16 protein-coding genes are annotated in these 16,586 nt (G+C 66.5%); 10 read left to right on the top strand and 6 right to left on the bottom strand.

Annotation, left to right across the window (positions count from 1 at the left end; genetic code table 11):
• Positions 1 to 2 precede the first annotated feature (2 nt).
• From DAD99_RS07690 to DAD99_RS07665, 6 genes are all read right to left on the bottom strand, one after another.
• On the bottom strand, positions 3 to 941 hold the full coding sequence (locus tag DAD99_RS07690) for a complex I subunit 1 family protein (protein ID WP_193341039.1): 939 nt from the start codon (positions 939 to 941) through the stop codon (positions 3 to 5).
• Positions 938 to 2,083 (bottom strand): hypothetical protein, encoded by a 1,146-nt coding sequence (locus tag DAD99_RS07685; protein ID WP_193341038.1) that lies wholly within the window; start codon positions 2,081 to 2,083, stop codon positions 938 to 940. Before DAD99_RS07685 ends, DAD99_RS07690 begins: the two co-directional genes overlap by 4 nt.
• Positions 2,074 to 2,424, bottom strand: coding sequence for an NADH-quinone oxidoreductase subunit A (locus DAD99_RS07680; RefSeq protein WP_193341037.1), 351 nt, complete (start codon positions 2,422 to 2,424; stop codon positions 2,074 to 2,076). The genes DAD99_RS07685 and DAD99_RS07680 overlap by 10 nt, the downstream gene beginning before the upstream one ends.
• Before the next feature lie 129 nt (positions 2,425 to 2,553).
• Positions 2,554 to 2,886: a hypothetical protein gene (locus tag DAD99_RS07675; RefSeq protein WP_185262820.1), complete on the bottom strand. Its 333-nt coding sequence runs from the start codon at positions 2,884 to 2,886 to the stop codon at positions 2,554 to 2,556.
• 114 nt (positions 2,887 to 3,000) lie between these two features.
• A complete protein-coding gene (locus tag DAD99_RS07670) occupies positions 3,001 to 3,630 on the bottom strand; it encodes a CoA pyrophosphatase (RefSeq protein WP_309233222.1) in 630 nt (209 codons plus the stop codon).
• A 2-nt stretch (positions 3,631 to 3,632) separates the two neighbouring features.
• Complete coding sequence (locus DAD99_RS07665) at positions 3,633 to 4,250, bottom strand: TetR/AcrR family transcriptional regulator (protein ID WP_185262822.1); 618 nt, start codon at positions 4,248 to 4,250, stop codon at positions 3,633 to 3,635.
• 296 nt (positions 4,251 to 4,546) lie between these two features.
• On the opposite strand from DAD99_RS07665, the gene DAD99_RS07660 reads away from it, so the two are divergent.
• The 10 genes from DAD99_RS07660 to DAD99_RS07615 all read left to right on the top strand — a co-directional run bounded on the left by DAD99_RS07660 (position 4,547) and on the right by DAD99_RS07615 (position 16,570).
• Positions 4,547 to 6,115: an ABC transporter substrate-binding protein gene (locus tag DAD99_RS07660; RefSeq protein ID WP_185262823.1), complete on the top strand. Its 1,569-nt coding sequence runs from the start codon at positions 4,547 to 4,549 to the stop codon at positions 6,113 to 6,115.
• Between the two features lie 20 nt (positions 6,116 to 6,135).
• A complete protein-coding gene (locus DAD99_RS07655; protein ID WP_185262824.1) occupies positions 6,136 to 7,086 on the top strand; it encodes an ABC transporter permease in 951 nt (316 codons plus the stop codon).
• Positions 7,083 to 7,982: an ABC transporter permease gene (locus DAD99_RS07650; protein ID WP_227007781.1), complete on the top strand. Its 900-nt coding sequence runs from the start codon at positions 7,083 to 7,085 to the stop codon at positions 7,980 to 7,982. The genes DAD99_RS07655 and DAD99_RS07650 overlap by 4 nt, the downstream gene beginning before the upstream one ends.
• Complete coding sequence (locus tag DAD99_RS07645; RefSeq protein ID WP_193341036.1) at positions 7,979 to 9,763, top strand: ABC transporter ATP-binding protein; 1,785 nt, start codon at positions 7,979 to 7,981, stop codon at positions 9,761 to 9,763. Before DAD99_RS07650 ends, DAD99_RS07645 begins: the two co-directional genes overlap by 4 nt.
• The gene (locus tag DAD99_RS07640; RefSeq protein ID WP_193341035.1) at positions 9,760 to 10,578 is read left to right on the top strand and encodes an SDR family oxidoreductase; all 819 of its coding nucleotides are present in this window, start codon (positions 9,760 to 9,762) and stop codon (positions 10,576 to 10,578) included. The genes DAD99_RS07645 and DAD99_RS07640 overlap by 4 nt, the downstream gene beginning before the upstream one ends.
• On the top strand, positions 10,575 to 12,656 hold the full coding sequence (locus DAD99_RS07635) for an acetate--CoA ligase family protein (RefSeq protein ID WP_193341034.1): 2,082 nt from the start codon (positions 10,575 to 10,577) through the stop codon (positions 12,654 to 12,656). Before DAD99_RS07640 ends, DAD99_RS07635 begins: the two co-directional genes overlap by 4 nt.
• Before the next feature lie 63 nt (positions 12,657 to 12,719).
• Positions 12,720 to 13,880 carry an acyl-CoA dehydrogenase family protein gene (locus DAD99_RS07630; protein WP_219729685.1) on the top strand — a complete coding sequence of 387 codons (1,161 nt, stop codon included), beginning with the start codon at positions 12,720 to 12,722 and terminating at the stop codon, positions 13,878 to 13,880.
• A 35-nt stretch (positions 13,881 to 13,915) separates the two neighbouring features.
• Positions 13,916 to 14,671: an enoyl-CoA hydratase/isomerase family protein gene (locus tag DAD99_RS07625; protein WP_193341033.1), complete on the top strand. Its 756-nt coding sequence runs from the start codon at positions 13,916 to 13,918 to the stop codon at positions 14,669 to 14,671.
• Positions 14,668 to 15,531 carry a 3-hydroxybutyryl-CoA dehydrogenase gene (locus DAD99_RS07620; protein ID WP_185262830.1) on the top strand — a complete coding sequence of 288 codons (864 nt, stop codon included), beginning with the start codon at positions 14,668 to 14,670 and terminating at the stop codon, positions 15,529 to 15,531. The genes DAD99_RS07625 and DAD99_RS07620 overlap by 4 nt, the downstream gene beginning before the upstream one ends.
• Positions 15,518 to 16,570, top strand: coding sequence for an alpha/beta fold hydrolase (locus tag DAD99_RS07615; protein ID WP_193341032.1), 1,053 nt, complete (start codon positions 15,518 to 15,520; stop codon positions 16,568 to 16,570). Before DAD99_RS07620 ends, DAD99_RS07615 begins: the two co-directional genes overlap by 14 nt.
• Positions 16,571 to 16,586 lie beyond the last annotated feature (16 nt).

Here is a 16,586-nt window from a genome sequence, read left to right as displayed (position 1 = left end):
GCTTAACCTTTCCCAGCGACGGAGACCACCGCGACAACGAGCACCTGCAGCAGGATCAGCGGCAAGCCGACCACCCACGCCGGCGCCATGAGCTGTTCCGGCCGGAGCGCCGGCACGCGGCGCCGGACGGTAAGAAGTAGCCAGAAAAGCACCAGCGTCTTGGCCAGAAACCAGGCCCAGCCCGGCAGGACCGGCCCGGCACCGCCGCCCAGGAACAATGCCACTCCGAACCCGGAACCGGCGGCCAGCAGCAAGTACCGCCCGGCCAGCAGCAGGAGCCGCTCCACCCCGGAAAGCTCGGCCAGCACACCGCCGGCGATGTCAGGGGAGAGCGGCGCGGTGAACGGACGCTGCAGGGAAAATGCCAGCACTGCGGCGCAAAAAACCAGGAACGCGACCGGCATCCAGACCACAAACCACAACCCGTCCTGGGCGGCAACAATATCGGCCATCCGCAGGCTGCCCGCCGCGACCGCCGGCGCCGTCAACGCGAACATCAGCGGTAGCTCATACGCCAGTGCCAGCGCCAGGAAACGGTACCCGCCCACCAGCGAATGCACGCTGTTCGGGCCCCAGCCGGCCAGCCACACCAGCGCCCAGACCATGACGTCCATCGTGTTGAACCAGACCAGCCCCACGGCCAGGTCCGAGACCACCCACGCCCCCACCGGCAGCACGGCCACCTTCAGCGCAGCGGCCACCGGAAGACCGACGACGCCGACCCTGCGCAGCAGCGTGTCCGCCGCGACCGTGCCGCGCGGCCGTTGCCGGAGCAGCCGGGCCGTTTCCGCCACCGGTGCGAAGCCACCGCCGCGGCGCCCCTCAGCCCTGGCCGTCACGAGCCCATCCGCGGCCGCCCCGCTCAAGGCCACGAGCACCAGCACGGCGAGTGCGGCCACCGCACCCCAGGCCGGGAGCTGTTGCACCAGGGAGCCGTTCATCCGGACACCCCGGCTGTCCGCGCCGCGGGGGCCAGATCGAAGCTGGCAACGATCAGGCGCACCACCGAGAGCTCCTGGCCACGGACGAGGTCCGGGAGTTTCCTTGCCGGATCTCCCGCCCCGCGTGGTCCTGTGGTGTGGGCAGCTGCCGTGGTTCCGGTGGCCGCTGCAGTGCCGGCCGCAGCCGTCTCGAACATGCCCACCAGCCTGTCCCAGACGTCGGTCCCTTCGAGGCCGGGCAGTCCTGAGCCGTCCGGGATGTGGCCGATGCCGCGCAGGGTGCGGCGCAGCAGCCAGTTCTTCCGGATCCGGGCCAGCTCGGACTGCAGCTCCGTTCGGCACTGGTCCAGTGCTGCGCCGTCCAGGGCGGAATCGCGGATCCGGCGGGTCCGGGTGGCGCTGGCGGCGGCTCCGGCGAGACGGAGCAGCCGCGACGCCAGATCCAGATGATGAATGAGAGATGCGCGCCCAGGGGGGTTGGACGCTGGTCCGGTCTCTGGCGCCCCCAAGGGAAAATCGATGGCGGAACCGAACACGACATCGCCCTGCAGCTCGCAGTGCAGCACCAGTCCCGCGGGCCAAAGCGGCAGGTAAGGGCCGAGCGGTACCTTCAGGACATCCAGGTTCAGGCCGTCCCGGTCGGTTCCTTCGCCGGCCAGCGGGATCCCGCCAGGCATGGGCATGTCCATCTGCCCGTGGTCCATTCCGGAGTGGTCCATTCCGCCGTGATCCATCCCCCCGTCGTCCATCTGGCCGTGATCCATCCCGCCGTCGTCGCTATCGTCGTCGTCCGGCTGCAGCCTACGCTCCGCTTCCTGGCGGCGTTGACCGGCGGTATCCAACAGTTCGGCGACGCAACCGTCCAGGCGGGCGCCGACGTCGTCCGTCTGCTCAACACTCACCCGCGCCCGGGGGCCGGGCAGCTGGTCCCAAAGCCGGTGGATCGCGTCCGCCTGCCCGCCGGGGACCTCGCCACAGACGCAGAGGATGTCGGCGTCGGCCGGGGACAGGGCTTCCACCCACCCGCGGCGCGCCAGCTCCCGCTCCACGGCCATCCGCGGCGCGGCACCGTCCAGGGCCTCCGCCAGGAAGACGTGGCAGCGGGTCACGGCGGCGCGCGCCAGGACGCCGTTCAAGCCCACTTGAACGCCCCTTCCCGCCAGGCCCACAGCACACCGGCCATCAGCACGCCAAGGAACACAAACATCTCAATCACGGCCGATGCCCCGAGCCGGGCAACCACCACGGCCCACGGGTACATAAAAAGCATCTCGACGTCGAACGCGAGGAAAATCAGCGTCACCGGGTAGTAGCGGGCGTGGTAGCGGGAGAGCGCATGTTGCTCAGGGATCCAGCCGCTGGCGAAGGGCTTGCTGATCAAAGGGTTGTTGGCGACTGCATTGAGGCGGTGCAGGGCGTAGAGTCCGGCCACTCCGGCCACTGCCACGAGGAGGGACATCGCCAGGCCCAGATACGCCGACATGTGTCTCCTTCCTCCCTGGAACACCCTGCCGGGTGCTCGCGGTTATCAGTCTGCTCACCTTATCGGCGTTCCGTGCCGGGGTGAAGCTTGAGGACGACGATCAGCCCGTCACCATCAGCCAGTTAGGCCTCAGCGCTCGCCTTGCTCCAGGGTGACGGGCCCGGGCGGGGGCACCAGTTCGTCGCCGCCCAGGTCTGCGGCTTCACGCGGCAGAGGCTCGGCATGGCGCATGCGCTGCAACCGGACCAGAGCAGTGATGGCGATGGCGCACCAGGCAATGTTGGTGGCCACCGAAGGCCACGCGCCATGCCAGGCGCCGTTGACGAGCAGGGCCAGGGCGCCTATCAGGTTTGCGCTTTGATACGTCCTGCCGTTGGGGATCCGGCCCAGGGAAAAGAGCAGGTAGCCCGCGAGGACGGCCAGCGCACCGAACCAGCCGGACGTTTCGGCCAGATATTCCATCGCACTAAGCTCCTTTTTGCAGAGGCGGCGTGACCGGTGCTGCGGGGTGCCGCCGGCCGTGTACCGGTCCGGTGTACCGCACGTGCGGTGTCGGGCCCCCGGTATGGACCCGGGTCATCGTGCGGTGAAAGCCGGTTCGGCCAGCTCCGACACTCGTAGCTCGCGTCCCCTCAGCACCACCTCGGCGAACTGCCACAGGATGGCGCCTGTTGGAGCGTGGATGACCATGCCCCGGCGCAGCGGCATCTGGAGGATCGGGCCACCGTCTGGCCGGGGGTGCCATCTCGGGACGCCGTCGGCAGTCAGCGCCTCGAGTGGCAGCGGATGCAGCGAGGCCACTTCCGCCGGATGCCGGCGGGGCCGTTGCGGCTCATCAAGCAGGACAATTACAGGGGTAATGACAATGCCCCGGCTGGCCGGGAAATCGTCCAGCAGACCCACCACCTCGGTGCGCGTCGCCATGATCCCGGTCTCCTCGTGCAATTCGCGCAGCGCAGTGTCCACGAGGTCTTCGCCTGGATCCATGCGGCCGCCCGGCAGCGCCCACTGCCCGGCGTTGGAGCCCCTGGCTGCACGTTTAATGATGAGGACGTGCAGGGAGCCGGATTTTGCGTAAACGGTGATGGCGACCGCGGCACGGCGCACTCCCGGGTGGTCTTCGCCGGCAATATGGCGGGCCCGGTGCTCCAGGCGGGAACGCCACAGGGAACGAAGCTCGCTGTGCGGCCCCGCCACCTGCGCCACGGTCAGGCCACGCTTGCGGACAGGGTGAGCTCCCTGTCAACGATGGATACCAGCATGGTCCGCATGCCATCAATGGACATGTCAGGGGCGCCGGTGAGGATCTTGATGGCCGCGCCGTCAGTGGCGGAGGTCAGCAGGCGTGCGAATCCGACGGGATCGAGGTCGCGGAAGATACCTTGGCGCTGGCCGCGGCGGACGATGCTGACCACCGCGTCCATCCAGCGGGCATAAAAGTCGTTGTGGATAGGCCTGAGTGAAGGGTTAAGGCAGGTTTCGGACCAGAACTGGAGCCAGATGGACCACTCGTTGCGAACTTGGGTGCCAATGGGCAGTTGGAGTTCAATCAGTGCCAGCAGCCGCTTGTGCGCGTTATCAATCTGGCTCAGCACCGCACCCTGGCGCTCGAAGGCCTGGTCCACGCAGTAGCGCAGCGCTTCACGCAGGACATCGTCCTTGCCGGGGAAGTAGTAATGGATAGTGCCGGTACTGGTGCCGCAGATCCTGGCTATGTCCTGCACCCGGACATGATGGTAACCACGCTCAGCGATCAGCTGCCAGGCGGCTTCGAGAATGGCGTTCCTGCGTTCCTGGGATCCCTTGGCATCGCCCGAATCAGTCATGGCAGTTCCTTCCGCGGACTGGCACATCATTTGTACCGATGACTATAGCCTAGCGGTAAAACTGACGCGCCAGTCAACTTTATCGCTCGAATTTAGGTTCTCAGGTCAGCCCGCCAGCTACTTGCGCCGGATTGTGACCGGCTCAAATTTCGCACAATCTAGGCATTCTTAGGGCCTTAGGTGGTTTGAGTCTTGACAGACTGTGATCCGAGACACGAAGCTTGGGTCAATGACCGACGCGTCAGTCAATGCGTCAAGGTCCCCGATCCTTCCTTCATCGCCGCAGGAGGCACACCATGACCGCCCACCGACGTCACAAGAGTTCCCACCTCATCACCGCTTTGGCCCTGGGCTCGCTCATGGCTCTGTCCGCATGTTCTTCCGGAGCGTCAGCGGTCCAGGCCGGGGCAGACTCCGTGTCTGACCCCAAACCCGGCGGTAATCTGCGCGTGGGCATTGTGGGTGGATCGGCCAAAGACAGCCTGGATGCCCACGCCCCGGTGACCCATCCGGACCAGGCGCGTGTCATCCAGCTCTATGACACGCTCGCCAGCTACGACAACGAGCACAAGATCCAGATGGCGCTCGCCGACTCCATCACGCCGTCCGCGGATGCCACCACCTGGACCGTCCACCTTCGGGACGGGCTGAAGTTCAGCGACGGCAGGCCGCTGACGGCAGAAGACGTCATCTTTACATTTCGCCGCATCACGGATCCTGCCTCCCCGCAGAGCGGAGCTTCGGCACTGTCCACGCTCAACCGAGATGCTTTGAAGGCCACCGACTCCCAGACCGTCGTCTTTAGCTTCAGCGCTCCCAACTCGACCTTCCCGGACACAGCCGCCCAATACTCGCTCGGTATTGTGCCGGCCGATTACGATCCCAAGAAACCGATCGGCGCGGGGCCGTTCATGATGGAAACTTTCACGGCGGGCCAGCAGAGCGTGTTTGTGAAAAACCCGCATTACTGGCAGGCCGGGCAGCCGCTCGTGGACAAGGTCACCATCATCGACTTCCCGGACGACACCGCCCGCGTCAACGCTCTCCTGGGCGGCCAGGTCGACGCGATCGACCAGCTTCCCCTCGGCCAGGTCAACGTCGTCAAAGCCAATCCGGCCATGAAGGTCCTGGAATCGGCCACCGGGTCCTGGCTGCCGTTCACCATGCGCGTGGACCAGGAACCGTTCAACGATCCCAAGGTCCGCCAGGCCTTCCGCCTGATCATTGACCGCCAGCAGATGGTGGATCAGGTCCTTGGTGGCCACGGCACCGTTGGCAACGACATGTACTCACCGCTGGACCCGTGCTATCCGTCAGACACCCCGCAGCGGACCCAGGACATCGAGAAGGCCAAGCAGCTTTTGGCGGAGGCCGGTAAGAGCAACCTCACCGTTGATCTGGTCACGTCGCCAGTGGCCGCGGGACTCGTGGAGGCAGCGCAAGTCTTCGCACAGCAAGCCAAGGCCGCCGGCGTCACCGTCAACGTCAAAAAAGTTGATCCGGGAGAGTTCTACGGCGAGCAGTACCTGCAGTGGACCTTCGCCCAGGACTTCTGGTTCACCCGCGACTACCTCTCGCAGGCATCGAACTCGGGCTTCGCCACGTCGCCGTACAACGAAACGCACTGGGCCGACCAGGAATGGACAGAGCTCGTCACCCGGGCACAAGCCACCACCGACTCCGAGACCCGCTGCGGACTCATCAAGAAAGCACAGCAGATCGAATTTGAGCGCGGCGGCAACATCATCTGGGGTTTCCCGAACAGCGTGGACGCCTACAGTGCCGCGGTCCAGGGCCTGACCCCGGACAAGAGCGGCATCCCGCTGACATCATTCGGGTTCCGCAACGCCTGGCTCAATAAGTGACGGCCGCACAGGGAGGGGGCATGCGCCGGCTGCTGTTCAGGCGCACCCTGTTCGGGCTCTTTACCCTCTGGGTTGTGTCACTGGTGGTCTTCCTCGCAACGCAGGCGCTGCCGGGTGACGCTGCCCAGGCCATCCTGGGGCGCGAAGCAACTCCGGAGCGGCTGGCCGCCCTCCGCGAGCAGCTCAACCTTGGGGGTTCGCTCCCGGAACAGTACTTCGGTTGGCTCGGCCAGCTCCTTAGTTTCAATCTCGGAACCTCCCTGGCCGGGGGGACTCCGGTGGCCTCGGCCGTGGGACCCATGCTCCTGAACTCGAGCATATTGATGCTGTGCGCGGCCGTCATAGCGATCCCGCTCGCCATCGGCATCGGCACGTGGACCGCGCTGCGGAAAGACTCCGCCGTGGACCACGTCACCGGCATCATCACCCTGGTGCTGGCCTCGCTGCCGGAATTCGTGGTGGGTGTGCTGCTGGTCCTGCTTCTGGCCACCGGGGTGTTCCACCTCTTCCCGGCCGTGTTTGTCCTGGTTCCCGGCGAACAGGTATGGAGCAACCCGGCCCAGCTGGTGCTGCCCGTGCTGACCCTGGTGCTGGCCGTGTCCCCGTACATCATCCGCATCATGCGGGCCACCATGCTCGAGGTGCTGGAAAGCCAGTACGTGCAGCAGGCCCGGCTCAAGGGTCTGCCGGAGCGCACCGTGGTCCTGCGCCACGCCTTGCCGAACGCCATCGGCCCGGTAGCCCAGGTGATCGCCCTGCAGCTCGCCTGGCTGATCGGCGGCGTGGTGATTGTGGAGTTCCTCTTCCGGTTCCCGGGAGTCGGCTTCCAGCTCATTGACGCCGTCACCAACAGGGACCTGCCCGTGGTGCAGGCACTCGTGATCGTCATCGCCATCTTCTACGTAGCGGTGAACCTTCTTGCAGACGTGGTCACCCTCGCCGCCAACCCTAAAGTAAGGACGGCATCATGAGCATCGGCATGAGCACCCGGCCGGCTGGCAACTCCGACCAGGCAGGCCGCACCCCCCGGAAGCAGGGGCTCCTCCGGCGGGCACTTCAGTCCAAACGCACCGTTGTGGGCTTGGTGCTGACCCTGGCCGTCCTGGCCGTGGCATTTCTGGGCCCCTACCTGGCACCACATTCCGCCACGGAATTTGTGGCGGCACCCTTTTCGCCAGCTGGTATCGGCGGGCCGTTCGGCACCGACAACCTTGGACGGGACGTACTTTCCCGCTTCCTTGCCGGCGGGCAGACCCTGATGATCCTCGCGATCATCGCCACCGCCCTCGGCGTGGGCCTGGGCGCCCTGGTGGGGGTGCTGGCCGCGTACCGGCGGGGCTGGCTGGATGAATTGCTGATGCGTGCCGGCGATGTGGCACTGGCATTTCCCCAAATTGTGCTGGCTCTCCTGTTCCTGTCCATTATCGGTCCGGAGCTGTGGCTGCTGGTACTGATGGTGGGTTTCGGCCACCTTCCCCGGGTTGCCCGGGTGGTCCGGGGAGCCGCGTTGTCGGTGGTGGAGCGGGACTTCGTCAAGGCCGCCGAATCTGTCGGAATTCCCCGTTGGCGCATCATGATCGGCGAAATAGTCCCCAACATCAGCAGCACACTCGCGGTGGAATTCGGTCTGCGCCTGACGTACTCGATCGGGCTGGTTGCCGGTCTGAGCTTCCTGGGACTCGGAATGCAGCCGCCCGCCGCGGACTGGGGCCTGATGATCAATGAAAACCGGATTGCCCTGACAATTTCCCCGTGGTCCGTTGCATTACCCGTGATCGCGATCGCCCTCCTGACAGTCGGCACCAACCTGGTGACCGATGGCCTCGCCAAGGCATCCATTGGCAGCGACAAAGGAGTCACGGTATGAGCACCGCCGCGCCCACCCTGGAAGTGGAGGATCTGAAAATCATCGGCATCCCGTCGATGGCCGCCATCGTCGAGGAACTCTCCCTTGAAGTCCGTCCCGGCGAGATATTGGGGGTGGTGGGAGAGTCGGGATCCGGTAAGACCACACTTGGGCTGGCCCTGCTGAATTACTGCAAGGAAGGCACCCGGCTCGGCGGTGGCAAGGTGAGCGTCGCCGGCCAGCAGCTGGCCGGATTGAACTGGCGGCAGGTGCGTCAGCTCCGTGGGCGCACCGTTGCCTACATCCCGCAGTCGCCGGCGTCGGCGCTGAACCCCGCCCTTCGCATCAGCACCCAGCTGAAGGAATGCCTTTCAGGCCCTGCGGCCCAGGTGCTGGAACGGGTCCGGCAGGTGCTGCGGGAGGTGGCATTGCCCGACGACGACGCCTTCCTGGCGCGATACCCGCACCAGCTTTCCGGCGGCCAGCAGCAGAGGGTGGCCATCGCCATGGCATTCACCGCGCGGCCGGCCCTGATTGTGATGGACGAACCCACGACCGGTCTGGACGTCAGTACCCAGGCCCATGTGCTGGCCACGGTACGCTCCATGTGCAGGACCTATGATTGCGCCGCGGTCTACATCAGCCACGACATGGCCGTAGTTGCCGAGCTTGCTGACCGGATTGCCGTGATGTACTCAGGCCGTATCGTGGAAATCGGCGGCACAGCTGAGGTATTGTCCAATTCACGGCACCCATACACCCGGCGCCTGCTGCTGGCGGTACCGGATCTTCTGGCCAAGCGCCCCATGATCGGTATTCCCGGCCACGCCCCATCACCGCTGGCCCGGCCACAAGGCTGCGCCTTCGCGCCACGCTGCCCGCTCGCGGACGCCGGCTGCGGCACGGTTGCCCCCGCTGCCACCGAGGTTGGTCCCCGGCACACTGTGCGGTGCTTCAAATCCGAGCAGCCCCTTCCGCCTCTGCAGCTCCGGAACCCATCCATTCCGTCGGCCCCGGCCGCCGGACGGAAACCGGTGATAAAGATCGAGGGGCTGACCGCCGGCTACGGCAGCAAAACTGTCCTGGAAGGCATAAACCTGCAGGCGTATGCCGGAGAATGCCTGGCGCTGCTGGGAGAATCCGGATCCGGGAAGACCACCTTGAGCCGGTGCATCGCAGGGTTGCATCATAACTACACCGGCGACATCTCACTGGACGGCAGCACCCTGGCACCGAGCAGCTTCAAGCGCACCAAGGATCAGCGACGCCGCGTCCAATACATCTTCCAGAACCCCTACGAGTCACTGAACCCGCGGCGAACGGTGGAGGAACTGATCCTCCAGCCCGTCACCGCCGTACGCGGCAAGGTCAACAATGCCCGCGAGATCGTGGCCACGGCTCTGGAACGTGCATCGCTGCGGCCGGACCACGCCAGACGCTATCCGGACCAGCTCAGCGGCGGGGAACGCCAGCGCGTGGCGATCGCCCGTTCCCTGGCCACCGAACCCGAGGTCCTCATCTGCGACGAAATAACCTCGGCCCTGGACGTGTCGGTGCAGTCCACGCTGGTGGACCTGCTGCGTGGGCTGCAGGCCGAAATGGGGCTCACCCTGGTCTTTATCACCCACAACATTGCCCTGGTGCGCAACATCGCGCAGCAGGTGGCCGTCCTTGAGCGCGGCCGGATCGTCGAATTCGGAGAGGTGGAACGCGTGTTCGCAGACCCCCAGCATCACTACACACAATCACTGCTCACCGCGACGCCCAACTTCCAGCTTCCCGACCGTCTGAGCACCCCGTGAACGGGGCACCGGTACCCGGACCCAGCTTCCACCCAGAAGCACTGGCAGGACAGGTTGTCCTGATCACCGGCGGCGGCACCGGCATCGGCCGGGCCACGGCCCTCGCCATGGCCGGGTGCGGCGCGAAACTCGTGCTCGCCGGCAGGCGGGAGGTCCTCCTCAAGGAAACCGCCGAGCTGGTCCGCCGGTCCGGCAGCGAGGCCATCGCCGTCGCAGGCGATATCCGCGAGCCGGAGCACGCCACCGAACTTGTGGACGCCGCGCTCGCCGCCTTCGGCCGGATCGATGTCCTGGTCAACAACGCAGGAGGCCAGTTTCAGTCCCCGGCGGAGGATATCTCGCTCAACGGCTGGCGCGCCGTGCACCGGCTCTCGGTGGATTCTGTCTGGAACCTCACCCGCGAAGTGGCCACGCGGACCATGATTCCCAACCGCTCGGGCCTGCTGGTCTTTATGGCTTTCTCGCCCCGGCGCGGTATCCCGGGCATGGTCCATGCGACGGCCGCACGTGCCGCCGTCGAGAATCTCGCCTCCGGGCTGGCGCTGGAGTGGAGCCGGTTTGGCATCCGCTCGGTGGCCGTGGCCCCGGGCAGCATCCTGAGCGAAGGCCTGGAGCAGTACTCCGCCGAGGCACGTTCCGAATGGGAACAGGGAGTCCCGCTTGGACGTCTCGGCCGGCCGGAAGACGTGGCAGACGTTATTTCATTCCTGGCCACCGACGCTGCGCGCTACATCACCGGAACCACCATCACCATCGACGGCGGGGCGGACGCCTGGGGCTCAGGCCGTCCCGTCCCCGCAAAGGAGCTCTCATGACCTCAACCACGGACCTGCCGGTCCTCCCCGCCGCCGAGGCCTGCGACCTGGCCGCGCTGTTCGCCCCCAACGCCGTGGCCATCATCGGTGCCAGCGATGACACCCGTAAATACGGAAACTGGATCGCCGTCCAGGCGCTCAAAGGCGGCATCCCGGTCCATTTGGTGAACCGGACCAGGTCCACAGTGCTGGGCCGCACCGCCGTCCCCAGTGTCGCTTCGATCGGCAGCCCCGTCGAACTGGCGGTCATCGCCGTTCCGGCAGCCGGATTCGAGGATGCCGTGGACGACGCCCTGGCCGGAGGCGCCAAAGCCATCGTGGGAATCAGCGCGGGCCTGGGCGAGGCCGGGGGAGATGGCCTGCTGCTGCAGGAGCGCATCACGGCCAAAGTCCGTGCCGCAGGCGCCCGGCTCCTGGGTCCTAACTGTCTGGGAGTGCTGGATCACAGCAGCTCGCTGATGCTCGCCTCCAACGAGTTCCCGGTCGGCAACATCGGCGTCATCTCCCAGAGCGGAAACCTGGCCCTGGAACTGGCCACCCTCCTGGTGGACCATGGGCTGGGCGTTTCCCGTTTCGCCTCGCTGGGCAATCAGGCGGACCTCGACGCCGCAGACCTGATCGACGCCTTCGTGAAGCATGAGGGCACCGCGGCCATCGCCGTGTATTGCGAGGATTTCCGCGACGGCCGCCGTTTCGCCCGAGCAGCCCAGCGCGCCGCCGAGGCCGGCAAACCGGTTGTCCTGCTGACCGTCGGAGCCACGGATGCCTCGGTCCGCAACGCGAAGTCCCACACGGGCGCCATGGTGTCCTCCGGGATTGTCGTTGAGGCTGCCTGCCGAGCCTCCGGGATCGAACAGGTCTCCTCGCCTGCACAGATGGCGCATCTGCTCCAGGCCCTCGTCCGCAGCCGGGTACCCTCCGGCGCCCGCACCGCCGTGTTCGCCGACGGCGGCGGGCAGGCATCCGTAGCCAGCGACAACGCAGCCGAACAGGGCCTCGACGTGGTCGAGTTCGGCGCCGCTCTGCAGTCGGCTATCGCAGCGGAACTGCCGCCGACCGCGGCGGTCAGTAATCCGGTGGACGTTGCCGGCGGCGGTGAGCAGGACATCATGTGCTTTCAACGGGTCCTGGGTCACCTGATGGCGAGCGACGACGTCGATGCCACCCTCATGAGCGGCTACTTCGGCGGATACGGAAGCTACGGGCCCGAACTCGCGGCACGTGAAATAGAGACCGCCCGACGGATGGCGGCGGAGACGGCCGCGGGCGGCGGCACGGTACTCGTCCAGACGATGAACTGGCAGTCAGCGGCGGCCTCCGCCCTCCGCGACGGGGGCATCCCCGTCTACCGCGGCATTGAGGAGACCGCATGGGTCCTCGGACGGCTCGCACGCCGCCGCACCGAACCGGCCACCGGAATTCCTGCCCTGCCACTTCCGGCGAAGCCCGTGGAAGATACGGGCTACTACGCCTCACGCCAGCTCCTGGCCGACGCCGGCATCCCCTTTGTAGGGGCAGCCGAGGTGTCCGGCGAGGCCCACCTCCTGGCCGCGGCGGCCACACTGCGCTACCCGCTTGTCCTCAAGGCCCTAGGGGACGAACACAAATCCGACCGCGGCGGCGTCATCCTCAACATTGCCGACGAGGCAGCCCTGCTCGCGGCCTGGCGGGACGTCGACGCAAGGCTCGCGCCGCCGTCGTACTCCATCGAAGAGATGGCGGACCTCGCCGGAGCGGTGGAACTGTTGGTGGGGGTCCGGCGCGATCCGCGCTTCGGGCCGCTGGTGCTGGTGGGCCTGGGCGGGGTCTTCGCCGAAATCCTCCGTGACGTGCGCTGCGCCCTCGGCCCGGTGACCGCCGCTCAGGCCAAGGACATGCTGCTGTCGCTGCGCGGCGCGGCGCTCCTGACAGGAGCCCGTGGACGGGCGCCGGTGGATATCGACGCGGCGGCGGACATTGTCGCCCGGCTTTCGACGGTTGCCGCAGCCCACCCGGAGATCGCTGAAATCGAATGCAACCCGGTGGCCGCCACGCCCGCCGGCGCCATCGCGCTGGACGCCAGGATCGTACTCGACTGAACCGTTCCGCCAAAAACCAAGCAGCACCAACATACTCAAGAAAGAGGACCCGTGGACTTTCGCATGACTTCCCGCCAGATCGAAATCAAGCAGCGTGCAATCGCCTGGACAAACGAGATGTACCAGTACGAGCTCGACTGTGAAATGAATAACGGGCTTACGGCTGATCAGCACGCCAAGGTCAGGCAACTGGTCATCAACCACGGGCTCGCCGCCATCAACATGCCGGCCGAGTGGGGCGGCGCAGGGCTCAGCGTGCTGGAGCACGCGATCGTCTCCGAAGAAGTGGGAAAACTGACCGGAGCACTGTGGGACACGCTGTGGCGTCCGGCCAACGCGCTGAAGGCCTGCACCCCGGCCCAACGCGAGGAATACCTGCTCCCCGAGATCCGCGGTGAGCGCCGCGACGCCGTGGCCATCACCGAGCCGGAGGCCGGCTCGGACCCGCAGAACATCCAGACCACCGCGGTCAAGGATGGCGAGCACTACATCATCAATGGTGAAAAGCTCTTCGTAACCGTGGGGGATGCAGCGGACTTCATCCTGGTGCTCGCCAGCGTGGAGGGTGCCCCCACCATGTTCCTGGTGGACAAGGACCTACCGGGTGTCTCCGTCACCCGCACTCCGCGCTACACGCACACCTTCGTCTACGAGCACCCCGAGTTCCTTTTTGAGGACGTGCGCGTGGGGGCGGACAAGATCCTGGGCGAGATCGGCCAGGGTTACGAACTGACGCGTGACTGGTTCGTGGAGGAACGCCTCATGATTGCCGCCCGCACCATCGGCGCCGCTGAACGGGCTACCTTGCTCGCAGCCGAGTTCGCCAAATCCCGTGTGCAGTTCGGCAAGCCCATCCTGGAATTCCAGCTCATCCAGAACATGCTCGCCAAGAACACCGTGGACATCATGACCAACCGTGTCCTGACGTATCAGGTGGCGTGGGAAGCGGACCAGGGAATGGACCGCAAACTCCTCAACGCCAAGGCCGCCGTCATCAAGCTGGGCGCCTCCGAGGCTTCCAACCGCTGCGTTGACAACGCCCTGCAGATCTTCGGGGGCCGCGGCTACATGCGGGAAAACCCGGTGGAACGCCTGTGGCGCGAACTCCGCGTGGACCGCATCTGGGAAGGTACCTCGGAAATCCAGACGGTCATAATCGGCAACGAAATTAACAAACGAGGCGCCGAGGGGCTGCTGGGCTACGCCGGCGCGGTGGCCCGGTGACGTCACAGGCACAAACCGCAGGACCGCACTCAGCCGTGACCGGCCCTGCAGCCCAGGATTCCGGGCCTGAACCTCTCGTCAAAGTCCGGCGCCAGGGCAAAGTGGCGGTGGTGCAGCTCAACCGTCCCGGCAAACTCAATGCCCTGTCCACCGCCCTGGAGCAGGCTTTGCTGGACGCCTTGCAGTCGCCGGAAGTGGCGGGTGCTTCGGCGATCGTCTTCGCGGGATCGGACCGGGCCTTTTCGGCCGGTGCTGATACGTCCGAGCTGCCGGAGATGACCCCGCAGAGGATAGCGGCCTACTACCGTGGCAGCGGATCGCTGTATGAGGTCGTCTCCCGGTTGCCGCAGCCCACCGTAGCCGCGGTGGCGGGGTACTGCCTTGGCGCCGGCTTCGAGCTTGCCCTGGCCTGTGACATCCGGATCGCGGACCAGACCGCCAGCTTCGGCCTGCCGGAGGTGGGGCTCGGGATCCTGCCCAGCTCCGGCGGGCTGACCCGGCTGGTCCGTGCGGCCGGCCCGGCCATTGCCCGGGAGATCATCCTGTTCGGCGAGCGGTTCCCGGCGGCCGAGGCTCACCGCCTGGGCCTGGTCCGAGAGGTGGCGCCGGCGGGAGATGCGCTGACCGTCGCCCTTGAGCGGGCTGAGTTCCTGGCCGGTCAGCCGGCCATGGCAGTGGCCTGGACCAAAGCGGCCATCGACGCCGCCGCGGAGTCTTCGGCCTCGGCGTCGATGCTCATCGAACAGCTCGCCTACGCCGCGCTCAACCGCCCCGCAGGGGATCCCGAATGAGCGTGGGTGAATTCGAGCGGGTAGGGGTGCTCGGGTGCGGCCTCATGGGTTCAGGCATCGCGGAGGTCTGCGCCCGCGCCGGTGCCGGCGTTGTGGTTGTTGAAGCCAACGACGCCGCCGTGGCCGCCGGGCGCAAGCGCCTCACGGCGTCCATGGACAAGGCGGTGGCCTCCGGCCGTCTGGACGCCGCAGACAGGGACGAGGCGCTGGCCCGGATCAGCTTTGGCACCGACATCGAGGCGTTCGCGGACAGCCGCCTGGTCATCGAGGCCGTCCCGGAAATCATGGACCTCAAACTCGACGCGTTCCGGCGCATCGACGCCGTCATCCAGGATCCCGAGACGATCCTGGCCTCCAACACCTCCTCCATGCCCATCGGACGCATTGCCGCGGCAACCCGGCGGCCGGAAAACGTCCTGGGAGTGCACTTTTTCAACCCGGCACCCGTCCAGCCGCTGGTGGAACTGGTCACCGGCCTGCAAACAAGCAGCCGGACCCTGGCACGGGCCAGCGCTTTCGCGGCAGGTCTCGGCAAGGAAGTCATTGTGGCCAAGGATCGGGCAGGATTCGTGGTCAATGCCCTCCTGATCCCCTACCTGCTGTCCGCCATCCGCATGGTGGAGGCAGGCCACGCCAGCGCGGCCGACATTGATACCGGCATGGTGGCCGGCTGTGCACATCCAATGGGTCCCCTGAAACTGACGGACCTGGTGGGGCTGGACACGACGCTGCACGTGGCCGCTGCACTGTACGAGGAATTCAAGGAACCGCAGTACGCCCCGCCGCCGCTGCTCCTGCGCATGGTGGAGGCAGGCATGCTGGGCCGCAAGAGCGGGCGCGGTTTCTATGACTACGGGTGAGGGAGCAACATCCGTGAAGGCCGCGACGGATGCCAGTGAAGCGATCCAGGTCCGGAACACCGGCTTCGATCCGCTGGGCCCTGTGGTGTGCTCCAAAGTTGTGGGGTCCGGCCGCACGGTGAACTACATCGACGACGGCGGCGCCGGGGCGGTCCCGCTGCTTTTCCTCGGCGGCGCAGGAACAACCGTCAGGGCCTTCAGGCTCCTGGAGTTCGCCCGGTCCTTCCGGCACGAATTGGGGATCCGAGTGGTGTCTGTAGAACGCAATGGGCTGGGGCAGAGCGTGTTCGATCCCGCCGTCGGATTGGATGAGTACGCCGCGGACGTGTGGTCCCTGCTGGACGCCCTGGGCATCGGGCAAATCTCCGTCCTCGCGATTTCCGGTGGCGGACCCTACGCCGCCGCGATCATCGCGGCGCGCCCGGTGCAGGTCCGGTCCCTGCATCTGGCTTGCGCCTTTGCCGAAAGGCCCGAGCGCGCGGACGCGCTGATGGAGGCGGACGCTGTTGCTGCGGACCCGGTGGCCTGGTGGAGGTTCCCGGCCGACAGTTCTATCCACTCCATTCCCGGTTTCGTTGACTCGGTGATCGAGGAAGCCACTCGGGGGCTCTTTGCGAAGGGGCGCGACGTTCCGCCCGATGGGCTGAGGCAGGCCTTTGGTCTGTACGCGTCCGAGCCGCTTCGGGACCTATCCTCGGTCCAGGCTCCGGCGTTCCTGTATTGGGGGAGTGAAGACGAGCTGGTCCCACCGGAACAGATGGGGCGCTGGACAGCTGCCCTGGCCGGGAGCGCAATGGTGGAACGGGTCTACCTGGGCGAGGGCCACGATGTGCAGTACCGCCACTGGGACCAGATCCTGGCCGATGTGAAGTTCCTCGGTGGGCGCATCGTGGCCAGCCGCGGCGGGCGGACACAGCTCATCGTGCCCGAGGAGGAAGCAGAATTCCTCGCAGCGGGTGGCATTCTTGGCATCGCCGCCTGGCAAAGGCCCACGGACGCGCCGCCCGAACCCTTCCCGGGCCCGACACTTCAGCGATAGCGCCGTGGACGCCACA

It is taken from the genome of Pseudarthrobacter sp. AB1, from assembly GCF_014926485.1.
GTDB lineage: Bacteria > Actinomycetota > Actinomycetes > Actinomycetales > Micrococcaceae > Arthrobacter.
The sequence above is the reverse complement of the archived record's forward strand: the minus strand, read 5'-3'. Positions and strand labels throughout refer to the sequence as shown.

Excerpts from the sequence above, each read along its gene's own strand:
- DAD99_RS07690 (WP_193341039.1), bottom strand. The coding sequence starts at position 941 with ATGAACGGCTCCCTGGTGCAACAGCTCCCGGCCTGGGGTGCGGTGGCC.
- DAD99_RS07680 (WP_193341037.1), bottom strand. The coding sequence starts at position 2,424 with ATGTCGGCGTATCTGGGCCTGGCGATGTCCCTCCTCGTGGCAGTGGCC.
- DAD99_RS07675 (WP_185262820.1), bottom strand. The coding sequence starts at position 2,886 with ATGGAATATCTGGCCGAAACGTCCGGCTGGTTCGGTGCGCTGGCCGTC.
- DAD99_RS07665 (WP_185262822.1), bottom strand. The coding sequence starts at position 4,250 with ATGACTGATTCGGGCGATGCCAAGGGATCCCAGGAACGCAGGAACGCC.
- DAD99_RS07660 (WP_185262823.1), top strand. The coding sequence starts at position 4,547 with ATGACCGCCCACCGACGTCACAAGAGTTCCCACCTCATCACCGCTTTG.
- DAD99_RS07655 (WP_185262824.1), top strand. The coding sequence starts at position 6,136 with ATGCGCCGGCTGCTGTTCAGGCGCACCCTGTTCGGGCTCTTTACCCTC.
- DAD99_RS07650 (WP_227007781.1), top strand. The coding sequence starts at position 7,083 with ATGAGCATCGGCATGAGCACCCGGCCGGCTGGCAACTCCGACCAGGCA.
- DAD99_RS07645 (WP_193341036.1), top strand. The coding sequence starts at position 7,979 with ATGAGCACCGCCGCGCCCACCCTGGAAGTGGAGGATCTGAAAATCATC.
- DAD99_RS07635 (WP_193341034.1), top strand. The coding sequence starts at position 10,575 with ATGACCTCAACCACGGACCTGCCGGTCCTCCCCGCCGCCGAGGCCTGC.
- DAD99_RS07630 (WP_219729685.1), top strand. The coding sequence starts at position 12,720 with ATGACTTCCCGCCAGATCGAAATCAAGCAGCGTGCAATCGCCTGGACA.
- DAD99_RS07620 (WP_185262830.1), top strand. The coding sequence starts at position 14,668 with ATGAGCGTGGGTGAATTCGAGCGGGTAGGGGTGCTCGGGTGCGGCCTC.
- DAD99_RS07615 (WP_193341032.1), top strand. The coding sequence starts at position 15,518 with ATGACTACGGGTGAGGGAGCAACATCCGTGAAGGCCGCGACGGATGCC.